The sequence below is a fragment of the Klebsiella sp. KE9456 genome (assembly GCF_043832615.1).
Taxonomy (GTDB): domain Bacteria; phylum Pseudomonadota; class Gammaproteobacteria; order Enterobacterales; family Enterobacteriaceae; genus Klebsiella; species Klebsiella indica.
In genome coordinates, this window is record NZ_JBDYQK010000016.1 from 37,325 (window position 1) to 56,728 (window position 19,404).

The window sequence follows — 19,404 nt, forward strand, 5'->3', positions numbered from 1 at the left end:
GTTATTAGCGCTCCGGCGGCTTTCGCTGCCGGAATCCCGTCCTTCACTGCGGCATCCTCTCTTCACTCCCGGGCAAAAGCCGCCCTCAAGCGCTGAACCTTTTCGCCGGAATTTGGTATACTCCCGCCGTAAACATATTGATATCGGAAGGGTTTATCTTATGCTGTTCCTGCAACAGGTCCCGCCGCGATGATACTGATTACCGGCGGTGCGCGTAGCGGCCAACGCCGTGATGCCGAATCTTTACTCAATTCTTTTGTCTCGGCGATCTATATCGCGACGTCCTGGATTTCCGATAACCAAATCGCCGCCCGCATTCAGCACCATCGTGATACCCGTCTGGCCCACTGGCGTCTGGAAGAGCGCAGCGCAGATTTTTCCGCGTAACCGCAACGCGGATAACGCAGATTGTGGTCGGTGATAAATAACCGCTGACCGTGGAATTTATCGACGGGGGTCCTCTTTCAATGATTAAGTCTTTTTTTGTCGCATTATCGTTTATCAGCCGATTACCGGTGCCGGCACGTTTATCCCAGGGGCTGGAGATCGAACAATATCAGCGCAGTATCGTCACTTTTCCCTTTGTCGGCTTGCTGCTGGGGGCCATCAGCGGCGCAGTGGCGATGCTGCTCCAGCCGTGGTGCGGCGGACCGCTTGCCGCGCTGCTTGGCGTGCTGACGCTGGCGCTGCTGACCGGCGGCTTCCATCTTGATGGCCTGGCGGACACCTGCGATGGCATTTTCTCTGCCCGTCGTCGTGAACGGATGCTGGAAATTATGCGCGATAGCCGATTAGGTACCCACGGCGGCCTGGCGCTGATCTTTGTACTGGTCGCGAAAGTGCTGGCGATCGCCGAAGTGTCTCTGCGTGGTACATCGGCGGTTTTTGCGCTGGCGTCCGCCTGCGCCGTGGGGCGCGGCATGGTGGTGGCGCTGATGTATCGTCAGCGTTATGCCCGGGAAGAGGGACTGGGTAATCTGTTTATCGGCAAAATTACGCTGCGTCAGACGCTGATCGCCCTGGGGATAGCTGTGGTACTGGCGACGCTGCTGCTTGGGGTCAGCGGTCTGCGGGCGGCAATGATCACGCTGGTGCTGGTCTGGGGACTGGGCATGGCGCTGAAGCGCACCCTGGGAGGGCAAACTGGCGACACCCTGGGCGCGGCGATTGAACTGGGCGAAGTGATATTTCTGCTGGCCCTGCTGTAGGCGCGGCAGGAGAGAGTATCAGACGCGCCCGGATGCGGTGTGTCAGGCGCCGCTTCCGGGGCATTGTCCGGGCGTACGCTTACAGCGCGTTTTGCCATACGCGCTGCGGCAGCAGATAAACGTCCGCTGGCACGTTCATCCCATCGGTAACGATATGCTGAATGCCGCTGGCCATCACCGCCAGGGTGACATCGAAAGCGTTCAGGCTATCGCCAAAACCGGCTGTCAGGTTGAGCATCGAACCGTTAGCCATCAGATACAGGGTTTTATTGTCCATCCGGTAGGCGTTAATATACGGCATCACCTCGGTATGACTGAACTGATGCAGATACCCGCAGTCAATCTCCTCCGCCACGTGACCCACGTTGAGGATAAAGACCCCATCTTTAGTTTTATCCAGCGCCTCGCGATTAACCACTTTTTTGCCGCCGGTCGCGGTGGCGACGACATCCGCCAGGGCAATCGCCTGCTGTAGTTCAATGACATGCCAGCCATCGTAGGCCGCCTGTAATCGCCGCGCCGGGTCGATTTCCGCCACCATCACCTGACCGCCGAAGGCTTTAGCCGCCGCCGCGACGCCCTGGCCGACCAGACCATAGCCGATGACCAGCACTTTTTTCTCGTGCAGGGTCAGGTGGGTCGTCTGGAAGAAGGTGTGCCAGGCGGTCAGACCGACCATATGACGGTTATGGAGCCCTTCTTTAACCGGCAAATCATCCCAGTTAAAAATGGGATAGCCAGGACGGATATCGCCCAGGCGACTGACGCCGGAGCCGGTCGCTTCAAGCCCGGCCACGACGTTACCGAACTCTCCGCGCTGATGTAGCAGGGTGGTAATATCCGCGCCCATTTCACACAGGTGCGTTGGTTGCCAGGCAATCGCTTTTTCCCAGGATTGTCGCCAGTCGGCGTCGCTCATATTGCGCCATGCGCAGGCTTCTGCGCCGCGTTCCACCAGCCAGGCAACCACCTCATCCTGCACCGTCGTTGGGTTGCAGGTGGTGAGGAAAACCCGGGCTCCCTTTGCCAGAATGCCTTGCACCAGCGGGATCATTTTCATGTCAAGGTGCATACAGCAGGCCAGACGAACCTGACTGAGATCGGGAAGCGCAGCGACCTGCCGCAGAGTGCGCGGCATGTTCTGACAGGCCCATGCCACTTCTTTTTCTAAGTGTGTTTTGTAATTCAATGTGTTTAACCTTCAGTCCAGAGAGTGGGGAAATCCCGGTGGAAGAGGGTGAGTTTAGCCTGGAGTGGCAGGCGGGCGAATTATTATATTCACCGAGTGAATTCAGATGGCTGGCAAGGTGACTTTTCAGGAATTGCGCGCGGCGCTACTGGCGCGGGCCTGCGTCGCCGAATGCCGAAGGGGGTGCAGGCCGGATAAGGCGTTAACCGCCATCCGGCGTAAGCGCGGGAAGAATGTCTGATACAGGTTTGTCATCAGCCTCAGGGCACATCGTGCCCGTCAGACGGCTGACAAAGTGCATTGTTCCGCGATCGCCCGGCGGCGCTACGCCAGCGCGCAGTGACGAAACCGCCTAAAGCTCGCCGGTGATGTACTGTGCAACGCCGTGGGCAAAACTCCAGTCGCCCTTGTGGTTGCTTATCACCGAAATCATCAGGTCCTCGCCGCTTATCCCGCAGTGTTCCTGAAGCTCAGCCTGCAGCACGGCATAAAAAGTCTGCTTCTGCTGTTCGCTGCGTGGGCTGGTATAGACCCTCACCACAACCACGTTTTTACTCCGCGTCAGCCCCAGACCGGTATCTTCAATGATCATATGGTGAGCTTTATTTTCGTGAACAATCTGGTAGCGATCGCGCGCCGGCACGTTGAATGCCTGCACGACAGCCCGGTGCGCCGCATCAAGCAGGGTTTTGATTTCGCTTTCGGTACGGCCTTCAATGATATCAAATGTCAGTAATGGCATAGCAGATGCGCCTTATTGTCGGGTTAATAATTCTTGAAAGTGATGCTAACCAATGCTGACGCGGGTAAAAACCGCTATATTTGAATTCATTGTTTTCCTGTGTGAACAATCCATATGAGCGACATTCGTCCTGAAATATACTGGACTCATCTGTACTGGCTTACGGTACTGGAGGAGCAGAAAAGCTATACCCGCGCCGCAGAAAAGCTGGCGGTCAGCAAATCGGCCATTAGTCAGAAAATTAGCGAGCTGGAACGGGTGACCGGTAAAACGCTGGTGCACCGCACGACCCGCAGCGTCACCCTCAGCGATGATGGCCTGCGGCTGGTGGCGGAGCTTAATGAGCCTTTTGGGCAAATTCGTGAGATCTTTACCGGCACCTGCGATGAAGAGGGCGGGCCGCTGCGCGGGACGCTACGCCTGACTGCGCCGGTAGCATTTTCGCGCCAGCAACTGGTCCCGGCGATCACGCCCTTTCTGCATCAGCACCCGCAGCTTCATCTCCAGCTGGAGGTCACTGACCGTCTGATCTCGCTGGCCAGCGAAGGGTTTGACCTCGCCATTCGGCACTGTCGCCGTGAACTGCTGCCGGAAACGCATGTCGCCTGGCCGCTGTGCCGGACGGCGACGCTGGTTGTCGCATCGGCGGATTATATTCGCCGCTTTGGCCGCCCGGACTCGCCTGAGGCATTGCGGCAGCATCACTGCCTGACCTATCCGCGCGGGCCGCAAAGCCCGCACTGGACCTTTGAACGCGGCGATGAGCGGGTGAGCGTGAAGGTGCAGGGGCCGTTTGCCACCAACAATAGCGAATCCCTGCGGGATGCGGTACTGGCGGGGTTGGGGATTGCGCTGCTGCCGGATTTCAGCGCCAGAGAGGCGATTGGCCGTGGGCTGGTGCAGGAACTGCTGCCGGACTGGCGACCGGTGGATGTCTTTGCCGAAAATCTTTACGTCATTCGCCCCTATGCGCCGCGCGTATCGCGGGCGGTAGAGACCTTTAGCCGCTATCTGAAGGCGACCTTCAGCTGATATTTTGCAACTGTTGCACCAGCGCCTCGCGAAAGCGAGGAAGTAACGCGGGCGCCGCAGGCGCCAGCTCAGCCAGCGTTACGGTTTTATCGGCACGGTAGATCCGGCCGCTGCCGAGCCGGGCCTCAAAAGCGTTGGCCGCCAGATGGGCCGCCTGGAGATCGGCGTCGAGTAATATCACCGCATGGGCGAGAACCACATGCCCTTTACCGCCCGGCATTGGCCGCCAGTACTGAGCGGTACCGGCGATTTTCCGCGCATGCTCTCCTTCGCCGCAGGCCAGATTATAGCGGCCATCGCAAAATGAACCGCTGACTGCCTGGAAATGACTGGCGACGCCGAAACTTGCCAGCGTACGCTGGAGCAGCGCGCAGAGGAAAAGATAAACCGGCTCTGCGGCTTCTCCCAGCGACTGATAAAGCGGCCATGCCAGGCTGAGATTGATAATCCCCGGTCCCTGCGGCACCAGTCCGCCGCCGGAACGGCGCAGCCAGATCGGCCATCCCCGACGGGAAAACTGCTCGCTCACCGTCGAAAGCGCCGCAAATTTGCGGTAGCTTCCGGGCACCACAAACCCCCGCGGGGCCTGCCAGAGCTGAGCGACAGCGTCACCGGCGCGCGCCCGGTCGAGCAGCGGTTGCTCAGCCAGCGTTGGATCGGCGCAATATTGCACCGGCAACGAATGGTGATCAAAACGCGTCGGCCAGCAGGGAAGCTGAGTCATCCTGTCTCCTTAAACTGCGTCTATATTGCCGTGGCGGCTTTTTTTCATCAGCATTGCGGTGAAGGCCGAGAGCAGACAGCCCGCAGTTAAATAGATCGCGACGCTGTGCCAGGCGCCCCCGGAAAGGGTGACCAGCGCGGCGGCGATAAATGGCGTAAATCCGCCCCCGACGACGCTGGCGACCTGATATCCTACTCCGGCGCCGCTATAGCGATAGCTGGCGCCAAACATTTCGGTGAACATTGGCTGCTGGACGCAAACCACCATATCGTGAGCGATATTCGCCAGCATCAGCGCGAAGAACAGGATCCAGAAGTATGACTGGCTTTCAAGGGCCATAAAGAACGGGAAGCCGCTGAGCGCGCCGATCAATGCGCCGGTAATGTAGACGCGGCGTCGGCCGAAGCGGTCGGCCAGCCAGGCGAAGCAGGGGATAGTGAGGCAGCTTATGGCGCCGACTAACAGGCCGATATTGAGGAACAGTTCCCGCGGCAGGCCGAGATTCTGCGTGGAGTAGTTGAGGGCGAAAGCCGTGACGATATACATCGTCAGCAGTTCGCACAGGCGCAGGGCGATAATCAATACAAACGCGCCGGGATGGCGACGTAGCGCGTCCACCACCGGCAGGCGTTTTTTCTGCGGATGCCGCTGCTGTTCGCGCAGTTGCTGTTCGAACTCAGCGGATTCCGCCATACCGTTGCGGATCCACACCGCCACCAGTACCAGCACGACGCTGAACAAGAACGGCAGACGCCAGCCCCAGCTCAGAAATTGTTCGTTAGTGGTGCTGGCGCTTATCAGCGACACTAGGCCGGTGGAGAGCAGTAACCCGACGCCGTATCCCACTTGTACGCCGCTGCTGTAGAATGCTTTCTTATTTTTGGGGGCGCTTTCAACCGCCATCAGCGCCGCGCCGCCCCATTCACCACCGACCGCAAATCCCTGTACGGCGCGCAGCAGAACCAGCAGAACCGGGGCCCACCAGCCAATCTGGCTGAATGAGGGCAGCAGACCGATGCAGGCGGTGGCGATCCCCATCATCCAGACGGTCATCATCAGCATGCGTTTACGCCCGAGGCGATCGCCGAAATGGCCGAAGATAATGCCCCCCAGCGGGCGGAAGAGGAAACCAACGCCAAAGGTAGCAAAGGCGGCAAGGGTACCCATCGCCGGGCCGATCTGCGGAAAAAATTCCCGGTTAAACACCAGCGCGGCGGTGATGCCATAGAGAAGAAAATCGTACCAGTCGACGACAGCCCCGGCGAAGCTGCCCCAGGCCGCCCTGCGGGCGCGATTAAGTGAATATGCCTCCTTGCCGGGGCGATTAGAAATAAGCGTTGAGTCCATAGCTGTCCTGTCTGTTGCTGAGTTTAATTATTGGAATGAGATTTTTTCCTGATTCAGGGCTGCAGTGAGACTACCTCGCCGGAGGGCAAGAGAAAAGATTTTTACCTGTTCTGCGCGTATAACGAGATCTGGCCCCTGCCTGACTGCGCGGGATAACGGTCTGCCGGTTCGCGCGCAGGTGAGTATCGGCGTTCTCTTATTGTTTTAATTTTAATTTTTGAATCGGGGAGGGACGCCTTTTAACAAATGACTTAAATGGTTTACAATTAACGCGTCTCCAGTTTCGGAATGGTGAGTTAAATGCGGTTAATTTTTGCAGTTTTATTTTGTGCCATGGTTTTGCCTTCCGCATTTGCAGAAAAACTGCCGATGCCAGCAGGTAAAACCGTTTTAACTATTTCCGGCAAGATTGAGAATACGAATCAGGGTGATACTGCCATTTTTGACGTGGCGACATTAGAAAAACTGGGTATGGAAACGGTCGTGACAACCACGCCATGGTATTCAGGAAAGGTTCGTTTTGATGGTATTTCCCTCAATAAACTCATGAAGTTAGTTGGCGCTAAAGGCAAGTCAGCCAGGGTGGTGGCGCTTAATGATTATATCTCAGTCATCCCGCTGGACGATTTTTATAAATTCCCGGTTGTTTTGGCGTTAAAAATGAACGGTGAATATATGCGCATTCGCGATAAAGGGCCTTTATTTATTGTTTATCCGTATGACAGCAGCCCGGAATTGCAGAATCAGATTTATTATTCCCGATCGGTATGGCAGGTTTCGAAGATTATCATTGAGTAAGGGTTTGATCTTGAATCGAATACTCACTGTTATTATTTTGTCACTTTTTATTGTTACTGGTTACATTACTTATCTGGTACATGAGCGGCAAAGTGAGTTGCAAAAATTGACCCGTTATACGGATTCGTGGTCCGTTTCCCAGATAGTCTCAGAGTATATGCGTCTTGAAGCGCGGCTAAGTGCGATGGGACTCGGGGTTGAGGGCAGCAACCACGATGAGGTACGCCTGCGCCTTGAGATCATGATGAGCCAGATTCCGCTGCTTCAGCAGGGCGATCTGGGGAAGTTTATTGCTAAAGATGCCCAGCGTAAGGCGACGGTTGCCAGTTTAATTCGTCTCCTGAACAAACTGGATAAACAACTGGAAACGATGGATCCCGGGCAGTTAAAAGCGATTCTGCAGGAGATGAGCACCCTCGACGGGCCGATGACCTCGATGGCATCAATATCGCTGACTCATGACATTAATACGATTAATCTGACCCATGATAAAATACAGAATCTGTATTACATCTATTCGGTTATTTCTGTTCTGTTGATTGTTCTTAGCATTACCCTTGGCGTATTGATGTTAAGGCAAAATAACAGTCTGCGCAGGGCCCATGTGCGGATGAAGTTGCTGGCGGACGATCTTCAGGCGTCGAAAGAGACGTTACAGGTACAGAACCGTCGACTGCAGTACGATGCCTATCACGATTCGTTGACCGGTATGCCCAACCGACTCTCTTTCTGGCAGCGTTTGCAGGAAATTGTCAACCAGGCGCGGCTCGATAAGGGGTCGGCGGTGGTGATGCTGTTCGATCTGGATAATTTCAAGGACGTTAACGACACCCATGGTCATGATGCCGGGGATAAATTGCTGCAGGATCTAGCGCGCCGTCTCTCGTTTTTCCGCAAAACGCCTGAGATGCTTTATCGGCTGGGAGGAGATGAGTTTGCGCTGATTTCATATGATTTGAGCGAAGAGATGGCCCTGGAACGGGCGAACGTTATTCGCGAAAAGATCGGCCAGCCGTATCAGATTTACGATTCATTCATCCATATTGATGCCTGCATCGGGATTGTGATTTCCACTGGAGAGTGTCGTACTGATTATTTGTACAAGTGCGCCGATCTGGCGCTGTATGAGGCGAAGAAGGAGAGCGCCGCTAACGTGCAGATATTTCGCCCCGGTATGCTTGAGCGTCTCCAGGAGAATAAATCCTTTGAGGATGATCTGCTACATGCGCTTGCTAAAGATGAGTTCAGGGTTTACTACCAGCCGATTGCCGATGCGCGTAATGGCGAAATTTACGGTTATGAGGCCCTGGTTCGCTGGTTTCATCCCGTGCGTGGCACTGTTGCACCGACGGAATTTATTCCGGTGGCGGAGAAAATCGGCCTGATTAATTCGCTGGGAGAGTGGGTGCTGAAAACCGCCTGTGAAGCGGCTGCCCGTTGGCCATCGCGGTTAAAGGTTTCGGTTAATGTTTCACCTGTTCAGATGATTGACCATTCGCTGACCGATTCCGTTATCTCAATACTGAAAAGCACCGGGCTCGATCCGCATCGTCTCGATCTGGAGGTTACCGAGTCAGACGTGTTTAACGAAAATACCAGTTCGCTGGAGATCCTTAGCCAACTGCGTGCGCTCGGAGTGCAAATTTCGATTGATGATTTTGGTACCGGGTATTCGTCGCTGTCACGTTTAAGCTATTTTCCCTTTGATAAGATAAAAATCGATCGTTCATTTGTCGTGAATATCCCGGGTCAGAAAGATGACCTCGATATTGTTCGTTTGATCATCAGTATGGGCAAGAGCCTGCATATGCGTATTGTGGCTGAGGGCGTCGAAACGGAAGAACAGTTGAAATCATTGCAGGTATTAGGCTGCGATTTGGTTCAGGGATATTTAATTGGCAAACCGGAGCCGCTGATCGGGTCTGAAAATAAATAATAGGCCTCATCTTTTTAGTCGATTCTGATATGTCAGAAAGCGAAAAAAATTATTTTTGTTATTAATAAAATTATTCCCCGGCAGCAGAGATAGCTATGCTCGCTGCGGTGTGCGAGCGTTGTCAATATATATGCAATATAAAGTATGTCGGATATAACACTTATGGAGTATATACCCGTCATACTTCAAGTTGCATGTGCGTTGGCTTTCCTCGTTCACCCCAGTCACGTACTGGAGTACGCTCCCGGGGATTCACTGCGTCGCCGCCTTCCTGCAACTCGAATAATTTAGGGTATAAACAGGAGTAGAATTGACGTTTACCAAAAAATAATACCTTTCTGGATTAAAAAGGGTATATGATATGCAACATATATTCTTGTTCCGATTGTATTGATGGTGCGCAGAGAGAGGCAGAATCATGCAGCGAATCATTATTCCAACCCACTATGTCCATACACGTACTACCCCGCTGTGGACGACAAAGACGGCTCCGGCGTCAATCTGGAAGCGGCATCTGGATGCCGGTACGCGGCAGGGGGTCTACCCGCGCCTGTCGGTGATGAGGGGGGCGATACGTTATCTTGGCTATGCTGATGAGACCAGCCCGGATCCGGTGGACACCCTGACGGTTGCAGAAGGTGAATTTGGCGTTTTCCCGCCGGAGACATGGCACTGCATTGAGGCGTTAACGGAAGATACCGTTTTTAATGTGGATTTTTATGTCGACCCCTCAATTTTGATTGAGGGTTGAGGGATATTATGGACAGTGAAAATAGAGGTTATTCATTAGCGGTTATTAACTGTAATAATAACGATAAAAAAGAGAAAGTGTATCTTAAGCCAATGGCGCTTTATATTCCCGATGTTGCCGTGGAGGCTGTGACAGCGCTTATTTCCACGCTGTCAGCGGACAACGCCAAAGAAAAAGGATTTATATTGACGGTCACGAATAATAATAATGGCGTATCGGTGGATAGCGAGTTTGCTACCCTGGCCGCGCTTCAGGAACCGCAAACGGCGGCTGATGCGGTAAAAGACCTTATTAATATTGTTCGTGGCTATGAGTCTGATGAAGAGACCAACGTCTGCGGCTGGTAATCGTGTGCCGCACTGTTTATCACGGCGCTGGACTGATTATTAACCCCGGGCGAGAGTTTTTGTATAAGCCCGGCTATCGCCTCTGTGCCCACGGGCATAGAGAGATAAAATCCCTGAAAATGCGCGATCCCCAGCGCTTTCAGTTTATTGAATTTATCCAGGCTGTCCACGCCTTCAGCAATACAGTCGCTGCCGGTCAACTGGCAATAGTAAAGCAGGCTCTTAATCAGCGCGAGGGCATGGGGATCGCGCTGCATATCATTCACGATGCTCATATCCAGCTTGTAGGCGCTAAACCTGCATGTGCGTACCGGAAACAGAACGCTGCTTTGCGAGAAGCAGTCATCGAGCATAATACGGAAACCGTGCTTGTGTAACCGGACAATATTTTCACTGGCTTTGCTATGACGGTTGAGGTCGGTGGTTTCGGCCAGCTCCAGTACCAGCCTGTCTGCCATTCGCGGCTGATGGATCTGTTTGCGCGCGGTTTCCATCATGGGGAGCAGGTTCTCATGACCGGCGATAGCGGCGGCAATATTCACCGAGAAATAAAACTCGCCAGGATAGCGGTTGATATGCTGTACCGCCTGCTGGAGCATAAACGCGGTCAGTACCAGCCATGCATATCCGGAATGTATCCGCGGTAAAAAATCACCGGGAAGCAGAACGTCGCCGTTGCGCGCCCAGCGACAGAGGATTTCCATTCCCTGAAGCCGCAGGTGTTGACTGGTAATGGGCTGAAAGACCGGGAAAACGTGTCGACTGTGAATGGCGTGGACAAATTCGCGTTCGAAAGCGGAAAGGGCGGGAAACGCCGCGTTTTTCTGTTCTCTTATCTGGCTGCCGGGAAAACGGGGGCGCATGTGAGGGTGATGTTGCACCATTTTTTTCAGTCCTGCGGTTCTTTGATTGTAGAGCGTTTTATGGCTGATACCGCGGCGTTTTGCCTGTTCGAAGGCGCTGTATCCGTTGAACAACCCGAGGATGGCGTTCAGCTCAGGCCGGGTAAGCCCGGCAGGGCGCTTTCCGCCCATTCGCGTCTCTTCGCCTGACAGTTGTTCAAGCGATGGATATCCCTCAAAGAGGGCATCCCGCAGTAATGCTGAAAGGTAAGGGAGCGGCAGATCGGAGGCGACGGCACGCACGGCGGAAAGCCGGTGGCAGTCCGTAACCTGGTGCAACAGCGTGTGCCATAGCCAACTTGTCGGGCAGCGGCTAAGGATCAGCACCGGTAGCGGCGTTGCGGATTGTTCCAGCAATGTGGCGGCTTGTTGCAGGGTTGCGAGCAGCAGGCCGGGGGCATCGGGCAGATATACCACCATGCGGCGCGGACAGGTGAAGAGTGTGGGGGCCTCTGTTGGCAGCACGATGGCTGGCGTTCCCCCTTCCTCTATTATTCGCGCTACGCCTTCGGCGACCAGCGCGCAGGGTGACAGAATGTAGTCCACTGGCGGGCTGCGGTCGGGGGCAGAAGGGTTACTCGTAAACAAAGGTCACCCCGATAATCGACTGCACGTTACCTGCCGTAACCTGCCCGCTGGTCCGCGCGTAGTTCGCGGTTAAACCCAGACTGACCGCCGAGCTGCCCACGGTACCTAACGACACCATGCTGTTGGTGGGAACGACGCTGCCGCTGCGCGTCAGTTGAACGCCAATTCCCTGGGCGGGCGAGGCCGACGCGGTATTGGTAAAGATAGTGCTGGCGGCGTCTGCTGTGGTGCCGGTGAGGTAATAGCCCAGCTTCTGGCTTTGAGCACAGTAAACCGTCAGCGGGATTGCCGTTGAGCCAGGATAGTCCGGCAGCGTTACCGTTACATCGCGGGCAGAGACGTCACAGCCTCCGGTGGGCACAACCACATCGTTATTAGCATAAATGTTCCAGACAAACTGAAAGTCGTCGCTATCCTTGTTGTTGGTCTGACGCAAGATCAATATGGCAATTAATGAACCAGCAGAGATCGCCACGCCGCCCGCGGTGCTGACGGGAGTCAGATAAAGAATGGTTGGCCACGGTTTATCCGTGAGGGAATCATACGTTATTCTCGCCGTTTCGCTGGTGGTCGGAAATGGGTAGCTGACACCGTTGTATTTAACTGTGCCGGAAAAATTTGATAGCACACCGCCGTAGGCTGAGCCGCGTTGCAACGTCACATAGTCGGTTATGGTATCCGGATAGTCGTTATGGCAAAAAATTTGCGTCGAGAGATCCACGACAAGGTTTTGTCCGGCGCTGACTGCTGGTGCGAGGTTAACGTAAACGTTTGCTGTGCCCCCTCCTATGGGGATCGTCACGCCAGTGGCGGTTTTACAGGCGAAAGACCAGGCGCTAAGCGACCAGCCACCCAGCAACAGCGTAATCAGCAGAGTTATTATCTTTTTCATAACATATTTCTCCTGGTTCAGGCGTAGGTATAGGTGACGTTAATCACTGCCTGAATGGTTCCCTGAGTGGCGCCGCCCTTAACCGTCAGCGCGCGTACCTGCAGCGGGAAACTGGCGGACTGGGTTGCCTCATCCACCTGCACCGATTTGGTCGCGCCGGTGTTCAGCGTGGTGCCGCTGTCATCCTGCAGCTCCAGCTGGATATTCCCGGCGGTGCCCTGGTTTTTGTAATAGCCGGTAGCGTCCGCTGTGCCGCTGAAACTGGCGGTGACCCGCGATGTACCCACCGGGCAATTGCTCAGGTTAAGCGCCACGCTGTGCCAGGCCGAGGAAGAACCGGCGGAGACCAGGCTGAAGGTGTAGAGATCCCCGAGATCGACGGTTGCGTTAGTGGTGGAAACGGTGCACGGCTTTGCCACCACTTTGCCATTAACGGTAATGGTGACGTCGGCGGCATGCAGCGCCGGGGGGGTGGTTGCCAGCATGGCTGCCAGAAGCCATCCGGTACAGGTCCATTTCATTAGCGTCTCCGGTTACTGAAATTCGAGGGTGAAGGTGGCGGTTGCATTAACGTGCCCGGCGGTGACCGGTACCTGAGTGGCCATCAGCCGGGCATAAAAGTTCAGCGTGTTACTCTGGCCCGGCGTCAGCGTGGTCCACGGAATGGCCGATGAGTCGGCGTTGAGCGGCAGCGCCGACTGTTGACCATCAAGGATTTGCACGCCAATGCCCGCCGCGGCTGAAGCCCCGCTGTCGAGCGCCAGCAGATCGGTATTGATGCTGTCGGCTACGCCGGTAAAGCCCACTTTCACCGCGGTGACTGCTCTGCCGCAGGGAGACAGCACAATACGAAAGGGAACCAGCGGCGTGGAGGCGCCCACCGCATGGAACTGTTTTGCAGCGTTATCCATCAGGTCGACGGTAAAATCTTTTGACTCGCCGGCGACGGCGCAGGCGTTATCCCGCACGTAGCCGCTGATGGTGATGGTGCTGTCCGCCGCGCTGGCGTTGGCCATCGCCAGTGATACGAGGGCGCTCAACAGACAGAAGGTTTTTTTCATCATTAGGGTTTCCTTAGCGGCACGTGGCTGACAACTGACTCAGCGTCTGATTCTGGCTTTCTGGCGGCAGCCGGTAGTCAGCCACGCAACTGGCGCCCGGGCCTTCACCCCATTTCGCCTGTACTTTGCCGACCAGCGGCATCCCGCTGAGATAGACCTGGCCATTGTCTGCCACGATGCTGCCGCCCTGGCTGCTGTCTGACGTGACCAGCGCGCCGAAGGGAACCGGCTTACCGTTGTGGGTAAGCGACATCAGCAGCCTGAGGCCGACGTGGGCTTTAAATTCAGCACGGACAATTGCGCCGTGGGTCGGCACCACGCTGGCCACCGCGTCGTCCAGATCGACGTTATCGGCCAGCGTGTTGGTGTCCAGCGCCACCCGGTTTTCACGGTATTCGGTGGCGTAGGGCAGTACGGCGTAGCCGCGCCAGTCAGTCTGCACGCCGGTCTGATTTTCCACCTTCACATTGTCGGCGCCGGGGGCTTTGATCAGCACGACGGTATCGTTCATCGGCTGGCTCAGCGTGACGCCATCGGCATGAGCCAGCACGCCGCCGCTGAGGCCATAATAAAGCTGCTTAATGCTGTCGCTGTGGCTGTAACCGATGTTGGCATTGCCGTAACCGCCGCGGTAATTCAGCGCGGCGTAGCCGCTACCGCCGCTGTCGCCATCGCCGCCGCCCGCGTAGCCGGTCTGCACGCTGTAGCTCAGGTTGTTGCCCTCCAGCAGCGTGCCGTACAGCCCCGCGAGGCTGGTGGTCCGCCCGTTCAGATCGTTCGACATGCTGTAGCTGGCGCTGGCGTGTCGCCAGGCGGATTTGCTGTCCGAGCGTAGCCAGTGGCTGAACGGAATATTGACATTGACGGCCAGCATCTGGTCGCGCCCCTGCTGCCAGGCGTTTCGGGTCAGGCTGTAGCTCAGCGTCCAGTTGATGTCGTCGACGGCGGCGTTCAGCCCGGCCTGCAGTTGCTGGTCCGCTTTGCCGGTTCCCCAGTAAGTCTGATGGCTGCCGCTCAGGTAGAAGGTGGCGGTACGCCCCAGTTGTTGGGTGACGCTTAGCTGTACTTTTCCACGCTTGTTATAAGCAAGGTTGTAGTAATCGGTGAAGGTCGGCTTCACGTCAATGACACCGTCCTGGGTTTCGACGCTGTAGCCGCTCATCCGGTGATACGTGGTGTCGGCGAAGCTGAAATAGCCGCGCGTGGAGTAACGGTAACCCACCAGCTGGATATTGGTGCCGGTATCGGTCAGCGACTTGTTATAGAGGAAGCGCACCGACTGCCCCTGATGCTCACTGTCATCGGGGAGGGTGGCGTTCGCCTGGGTGATATCCAGCGACAGGGCGCCCAGTTCTCCCAGGTTTTTACCCACGCCGACATTGAACGCGCGGTAACGATCCGCCAGTTGCGTGCCGCCGTACAGCGTCCAGCCCGCGGGAAGCCCGCGCATCACTGTGCCCTGGAAAAATGCTGGTTTGTCCTGCTGGCCGTTGCCGCTGCGGTACTTCCCGGCGGTAAGGGCATAGCGGGTATGTCCCTCACGCTGGAGTACCGGAACAGAGGAGTAGGGCACGGTGAAGACCTGGCTGCTGCCATCCGCCTCTTTGATGGTCACCTGCAGGTCGCCGCCATTACCGGCGGCATAGAGATCGTTGATGGTGAAGGGGCCGGGCGGCACCGTACTCTGGTAAATCTCGTAGCCGTTTTGTTTAACCGACACCTGCGCCGTGCCGCGGGCAATCCCGTGGATCGTTGGTGCGAATCCTTTCTGACTGTCCGGCAGCATATTGTCATCAGACGCTAACTGCGCCCCGCGAAAATTGATGCCGTCGAAGACATCGCCGTTGGTGTAGCTGTCGCCCAGCGTCAGGCGGGAACGTAGCGACGTGATGTCGCGCTCCAGCCAGGTATTGACGTGCTGCCACTTGTTTTCACTGGTCGATGCGCTGCCGCCGCTGCTGTAGCTCCAGGTGGTGTTGTCGCGCAGACGCCACGGGCCCATATTCAGCCCGCTCTGCAGATTCAGATACGCATAGTTGCTGTTGCCGTTTGCGCCGCTGTGGACGCTGTTGCCGGTAAAGTTGTAGTTCAGCAGCCCGGCGTTAATGCCGTTATCCCAGAGTTCGGGCGGAATATAGCCGCGGGCGCGGTTGCCCATAAACACCTGTGGGATAGTCAGCCAGAGCCGCTGCTGACCGACGTCGAAACGGGTGGTTGCGTCCTTGATGAGCTCAGTTAATGGCAGGCAGACGTCAGTCGCCAGTGCGTTCATTCCCGGAATGGCAGACGTACTGACGCCCATACCGGCAAGCTGTCCGCGGGTCAGACAGGGCGTCAGCCCGTGCCCGTTTTCTCCGGCATTAAAGGTGATATCGCGGGTGGTCATATAGCCATCATTCAGATAGATATCCACACGATAGGTGCCTGGCGGGAGTTCCTGCCCTTTTTCAAAGCCGGACAGGTCTGCCACGGCTGCGGGATCGTCCGCCAGAAAACGAGGGTTAAAATAGAGATCTGCCTGGGCGAAAAAAGCCGGGGAGGCAAGCAGAAGAGCAATGGGGATCTGAGCTAAAAGGTGAACAGATCCTGGGGTCATACGGCGGGTATCCAAACGCTCAGGTCCATATTTAAGATGTGACATAGTCCCTCCGGTCCAAAATCGCCCGGCATTCGGTATTTTTTCGTTCCGGGGAGAACGCTGCTCCCCGGACAGTTATTGCATTACGCCTTTCATTCGCGGGGTGAGCGCGCCGTAGTCGTTAATCGTCCGGTACGTAATGTCGCTACCCGCATCGGACGGTAAACTAACGCTGGCTTCCCCTTTTGGTGGAACCAGTGCATTTTTCAGCACCCGGGTACCGGCATTAAGTTCGGTGACCGTCAGGTAGTAAGGCGTAGGGTTGATCAGCGTCAGCGAGCCCGCGCTGCGGCGAAACCGCAGTTTTTCCGCAGCCTGATCCGGCGGCAGCGGCAGATTCGCCGGGCGGTAGTAGAGCTTGATACGGCTGATAATCGCCAGTTGCAGGGTGTTGTCGCTAAGCTTTGATTTGTCCATGGACGGAATCGCTTTAACGTTCAGCCAGAACAGGGTTTCCCGGTCCTGGGGTAACTGGTTACTGGTGGCATCGAGGATGCGCAGGGTACTCTCTTTTTTCCCCTGCATGGCGAACAGCGGCGGCGTGATGACAAAGCTGCCGTCTTTTGCTCCGTCGGCATTTTCCACCCATGACTGGATCAGAAAGGTGCTTTTGTCATCATTATTGGTCACCGCCAGCTGAACCTGCTTTTGTCCAGCCGGGTAAATGACGCGCGTTGCGCCCAATGATACGCCCGCTTCCGCCTGAACGCTGAAGCCCGCTGTGGCGGCCAGTAAAAGACCTGCCAGTAAACCGCGCATCCGACGCAGGGTACCCAGTGTATTTTTCATGCTTACCTCTTTCTTACTCACTGTTATTTCCTGTTACCGGTACTGATTACTGGTAGGTCAGGGAGAACCAGGCCTGAGCATTTGCAGCGCCTCCGGTGACCTGATTCCCGGTGGAACGATATTTGGCGACAAAGTGCAGCGTGGTCGGGCCGGTGTGCAGCTGTGTCCATGACGCAGGCGGCGCATTCAGCGGGATTTGCCTGCCGGTTTTATCAAACAGCGCGATACCAATGCCGGTAGCGATACCCGGCCCCTCGCCAACCGAGAGCACGTCCGGGTTTTTACCATCGGCGATGCCGTGAAACGCGACGCCAACGCGCTGGCTCACGGTGGTACTACACTCCTGCAGGTGAATATCAAAGGGGATGGGATTGGTATCTTCCCCTGTGGAATGAAAGCGGTTGCTGCTGATTTGCCCCATTCTGACCGTCATCTGGCGGTCGCCCGCTTCAACGCGGCAGGACTCGGCAATGACAATCCCCTGGAAACGCATGCTGCCGCCGGGCAGCATGACGTTCCACTGGTTGCCGGCCAGCGCCAGCGGTGGCAGCAAAAATAGCAACAGACCTGATTTCATCCTTTGCATCTTTATCACCTCAGGTTTATTCGGATAGCGGGCCATCCTGGCCCCACATGCTTCCCTGCCTGATGAATTACTCGTACTGAACTTTAAAGGTGGCGTCAGCGTTAGCAGTACCGGCAGTGGCGGCACCGGTTGCGTAGTAGCGAGCCTGGAACGGAATGACGTTAGTACCGTCGTTCAGCGTGGTGGCAGCGCCGAATGTTGCGCCATCCAGCGCCAGCGGAGTACCGGTGCGATCAAGGATCTGTACGCCGACGTTCGTCGCGCTGCCCGCCGCGGAACCTTGCAGCGCCAGTACGGTGGTGTTGGTGCTGTCAATAGATGTACCGGCGAACGCGATAGAAGCTTTGGTTGCAACCGTGGTATCACAGTCATCCAGCTGGATGTTGAAACCGACAGCGGAGCTGGTGGCGCCCGCTTTTGCCAGTTTTGCCGAACGCACCTGGCCTAACTGTACGGTCTGGTCGAGAGAACCAGCATCAACCGCACAGGCGGCGTTCACTACTTCTCCTTTAAAATGCACCGTACCGCCATTGACGGTGGTAGACGTGGACTCGGCGGCCAGGGCGACTGCAGAGCTCAGGGACAGTGCTGAAGCAACGATGAGTGCTAATTTTTTCATGATAAATCTCCTGTTAACTAAATAATTCGGAAGCGGTGCTTCACTTAATAAAACACTTGTTGTTAAAAAATAGCTTTTGAAACATAATCCTGTTTTTACAACCTAATTTATTCATCAGGTTACGGCGATGCGTATAAATAGTCTTAAGTTTCACGCCAAACTCTTCTGCGATCTCCTGGTTGCTTTCCCCTCTACTCAACATATTTAACATCTGCTTTTCGCGCAGACTCAGATGGAATTTTGTATGGTAATTGCCCGACATTTCCTTTTTCAGGAAAAAGTTCAGGATACTTTTCGTGTTACTCTTTTTGTCCAGTACGGTTATTTTTTCAAATAGTTCAGACTTATAAAAAGCTAAGTCATTGGATGCAAAGGCGACAATGTTCTTATTTGAAAAATAAATCCATTCCGCCCCCGTAAGATCGTTGCAATCCAGGTCTATAATCAGGAAGAAATTGTCAATAAACTCTACCCCGAGCAATTCAATAAGGCCCAGAGTAAAATATTTATCCTTAGATAAAATATTATTTGATAGATTCATATCTGAACGCAATCTCATCCTTGGGTTGACCTTTAACTCATCGTTAATAAAACCATTCAGCGAATTGAGAGTAATCTATCATCGCCCATATCAATGACACATGCGGTAGAAGCCCTAAAAGTTCTTATGTCTGCATGAGTGGTTTATTGTGGTGTTATAATCTTGTTTTTATATAAAAAACAGATATATCTATCGTAATTTTTCCTTAAGTTGGTGTTTTTTATAAAAAATGCGATAGGGGCTGGTTATCATTTTAACCAGAACAATAGGCACACTCTTTATATTGGATTTTTCTTAGGGAACATTCTCTGCTGGACCTGTATTTTTTTATCCTTAACATGTCAGATTTTCTTTTTCTCAATTTTAAATATCCCGATAAAAATGCTTGCGCAAGAGTATTTGCACTGCTTTTAGTTCTTTTATTCCACTAAGGAAAATCTCATTAGCAACACTTTCTTGTATCAGGCCGTTAATTGCCTGAGTGACTATTATGCGATCATGTCTTTGTCCTCATTTTCATCATGGTGACAGATACTGCCAATGCGTCCGGATACGTTGAACGCGTCGCTGCGCTGACATGCCTGCTGTGCGTTGCACAGGATGGCAGGTAGCCCGTCGTTTTGCTGAGGACAATAATACCATCGCATTTTCATTTGGTTATATGTATTTTGTTTTTTTGTTTTTTAGGTGTTATAATCTGGATTATAAGAAAAA

At 54.7% G+C, this 19,404-nt stretch carries 19 protein-coding genes and 1 pseudogene; 7 read left to right on the top strand and 13 right to left on the bottom strand.

From position 1 onward, the window contains the following. Window positions 1-189: 189 nt before the first annotated feature. Window positions 190-366: pseudogene (locus tag ABK821_RS16655) on the top strand (bifunctional adenosylcobinamide kinase/adenosylcobinamide-phosphate guanylyltransferase); the annotation flags it as partial. Window positions 367-467: 101 nt separating this feature from the next. Next, entirely contained in the window at window positions 468-1,208 is a 741-nt protein-coding gene (gene cobS, locus ABK821_RS16660; protein WP_138361710.1) for an adenosylcobinamide-GDP ribazoletransferase, read from the top strand. A 79-nt stretch (window positions 1,209-1,287) separates the two neighbouring features. On the opposite strand, the gene ABK821_RS16665 is transcribed toward cobS, so the two are convergent. Both ABK821_RS16665 and ABK821_RS16670 read right to left on the bottom strand, forming a co-directional pair. Beyond that, the gene (locus ABK821_RS16665; RefSeq protein WP_308563666.1) at window positions 1,288-2,397 is read right to left on the bottom strand and encodes an adenosylhomocysteinase; all 1,110 of its coding nucleotides are present in this window, start codon (window positions 2,395-2,397) and stop codon (window positions 1,288-1,290) included. Between the two features lie 352 nt (window positions 2,398-2,749). Then, complete coding sequence (locus ABK821_RS16670) at window positions 2,750-3,139, bottom strand: tautomerase family protein (RefSeq protein WP_138361712.1); 390 nt, start codon at window positions 3,137-3,139, stop codon at window positions 2,750-2,752. Between the two features lie 114 nt (window positions 3,140-3,253). Between ABK821_RS16670 and ABK821_RS16675 the strand changes: the two genes are divergently transcribed. Continuing rightward, the gene (locus tag ABK821_RS16675; protein WP_343178997.1) at window positions 3,254-4,171 is read left to right on the top strand and encodes a LysR family transcriptional regulator; all 918 of its coding nucleotides are present in this window, start codon (window positions 3,254-3,256) and stop codon (window positions 4,169-4,171) included. Here ABK821_RS16675 and ABK821_RS16680 read toward each other — a convergent pair. Together ABK821_RS16680 and shiA are read right to left on the bottom strand one after the other, a co-directional pair. Further along, the gene (locus ABK821_RS16680) at window positions 4,164-4,895 is read right to left on the bottom strand and encodes a lipoate--protein ligase family protein (protein ID WP_343178996.1); all 732 of its coding nucleotides are present in this window, start codon (window positions 4,893-4,895) and stop codon (window positions 4,164-4,166) included. The two genes, ABK821_RS16675 and ABK821_RS16680, sit on opposite strands and share 8 nt — an antisense overlap. Window positions 4,896-4,904: 9 nt before the next feature. Then, on the bottom strand, window positions 4,905-6,242 hold the full coding sequence (gene shiA / locus ABK821_RS16685) for a shikimate transporter (protein WP_308563673.1): 1,338 nt from the start codon (window positions 6,240-6,242) through the stop codon (window positions 4,905-4,907). A 300-nt stretch (window positions 6,243-6,542) separates the two neighbouring features. On the opposite strand from shiA, the gene ABK821_RS16690 reads away from it, so the two are divergent. The 4 genes from ABK821_RS16690 to ABK821_RS16705 all read left to right on the top strand — a co-directional run bounded on the left by ABK821_RS16690 (window position 6,543) and on the right by ABK821_RS16705 (window position 10,074). Then, complete coding sequence (locus ABK821_RS16690; protein WP_343178995.1) at window positions 6,543-7,040, top strand: molybdopterin-dependent oxidoreductase; 498 nt, start codon at window positions 6,543-6,545, stop codon at window positions 7,038-7,040. 10 nt (window positions 7,041-7,050) lie between these two features. Then, entirely contained in the window at window positions 7,051-8,976 is a 1,926-nt protein-coding gene (locus ABK821_RS16695; RefSeq protein WP_308563676.1) for an EAL domain-containing protein, read from the top strand. A gap of 418 nt (window positions 8,977-9,394) precedes the next feature. Continuing rightward, window positions 9,395-9,727, top strand: coding sequence for a DUF1971 domain-containing protein (locus ABK821_RS16700; protein WP_343178994.1), 333 nt, complete (start codon window positions 9,395-9,397; stop codon window positions 9,725-9,727). An 8-nt stretch (window positions 9,728-9,735) separates the two neighbouring features. Continuing rightward, window positions 9,736-10,074 carry a DUF1869 domain-containing protein gene (locus tag ABK821_RS16705; RefSeq protein WP_138361719.1) on the top strand — a complete coding sequence of 113 codons (339 nt, stop codon included), beginning with the start codon at window positions 9,736-9,738 and terminating at the stop codon, window positions 10,072-10,074. On the opposite strand, the gene ABK821_RS16710 is transcribed toward ABK821_RS16705, so the two are convergent. The 9 genes from ABK821_RS16710 to ABK821_RS16750 all read right to left on the bottom strand — a co-directional run bounded on the left by ABK821_RS16710 (window position 10,035) and on the right by ABK821_RS16750 (window position 18,690). Next, entirely contained in the window at window positions 10,035-11,522 is a 1,488-nt protein-coding gene (locus ABK821_RS16710; RefSeq protein WP_343178992.1) for an EAL domain-containing protein, read from the bottom strand. The genes ABK821_RS16705 and ABK821_RS16710 overlap by 40 nt on opposite strands. Window positions 11,523-11,550: 28 nt before the next feature. After that, the gene (locus ABK821_RS16715) at window positions 11,551-12,456 is read right to left on the bottom strand and encodes a fimbrial protein (RefSeq protein ID WP_138361720.1); all 906 of its coding nucleotides are present in this window, start codon (window positions 12,454-12,456) and stop codon (window positions 11,551-11,553) included. A 17-nt stretch (window positions 12,457-12,473) separates the two neighbouring features. Next, window positions 12,474-12,977 carry a fimbrial protein gene (locus tag ABK821_RS16720; protein WP_138361721.1) on the bottom strand — a complete coding sequence of 168 codons (504 nt, stop codon included), beginning with the start codon at window positions 12,975-12,977 and terminating at the stop codon, window positions 12,474-12,476. Between the two features lie 12 nt (window positions 12,978-12,989). Further along, complete coding sequence (locus tag ABK821_RS16725; RefSeq protein WP_343178999.1) at window positions 12,990-13,517, bottom strand: fimbrial protein; 528 nt, start codon at window positions 13,515-13,517, stop codon at window positions 12,990-12,992. A 13-nt stretch (window positions 13,518-13,530) separates the two neighbouring features. Further along, complete coding sequence (locus ABK821_RS16730; RefSeq protein ID WP_343178990.1) at window positions 13,531-16,158, bottom strand: fimbrial biogenesis usher protein; 2,628 nt, start codon at window positions 16,156-16,158, stop codon at window positions 13,531-13,533. 72 nt (window positions 16,159-16,230) lie between these two features. Then, window positions 16,231-16,944, bottom strand: coding sequence for a fimbria/pilus periplasmic chaperone (locus ABK821_RS16735; protein ID WP_171034896.1), 714 nt, complete (start codon window positions 16,942-16,944; stop codon window positions 16,231-16,233). 46 nt (window positions 16,945-16,990) lie between these two features. Continuing rightward, a complete protein-coding gene (locus ABK821_RS16740) occupies window positions 16,991-17,530 on the bottom strand; it encodes a fimbrial protein (RefSeq protein ID WP_138361725.1) in 540 nt (179 codons plus the stop codon). A gap of 67 nt (window positions 17,531-17,597) precedes the next feature. Beyond that, window positions 17,598-18,149 carry a type 1 fimbrial major subunit FimA gene (gene fimA / locus ABK821_RS16745; protein WP_138361726.1) on the bottom strand — a complete coding sequence of 184 codons (552 nt, stop codon included), beginning with the start codon at window positions 18,147-18,149 and terminating at the stop codon, window positions 17,598-17,600. A 40-nt stretch (window positions 18,150-18,189) separates the two neighbouring features. Further along, complete coding sequence (locus tag ABK821_RS16750) at window positions 18,190-18,690, bottom strand: LuxR C-terminal-related transcriptional regulator (protein WP_138361727.1); 501 nt, start codon at window positions 18,688-18,690, stop codon at window positions 18,190-18,192. Window positions 18,691-19,404 lie beyond the last annotated feature (714 nt).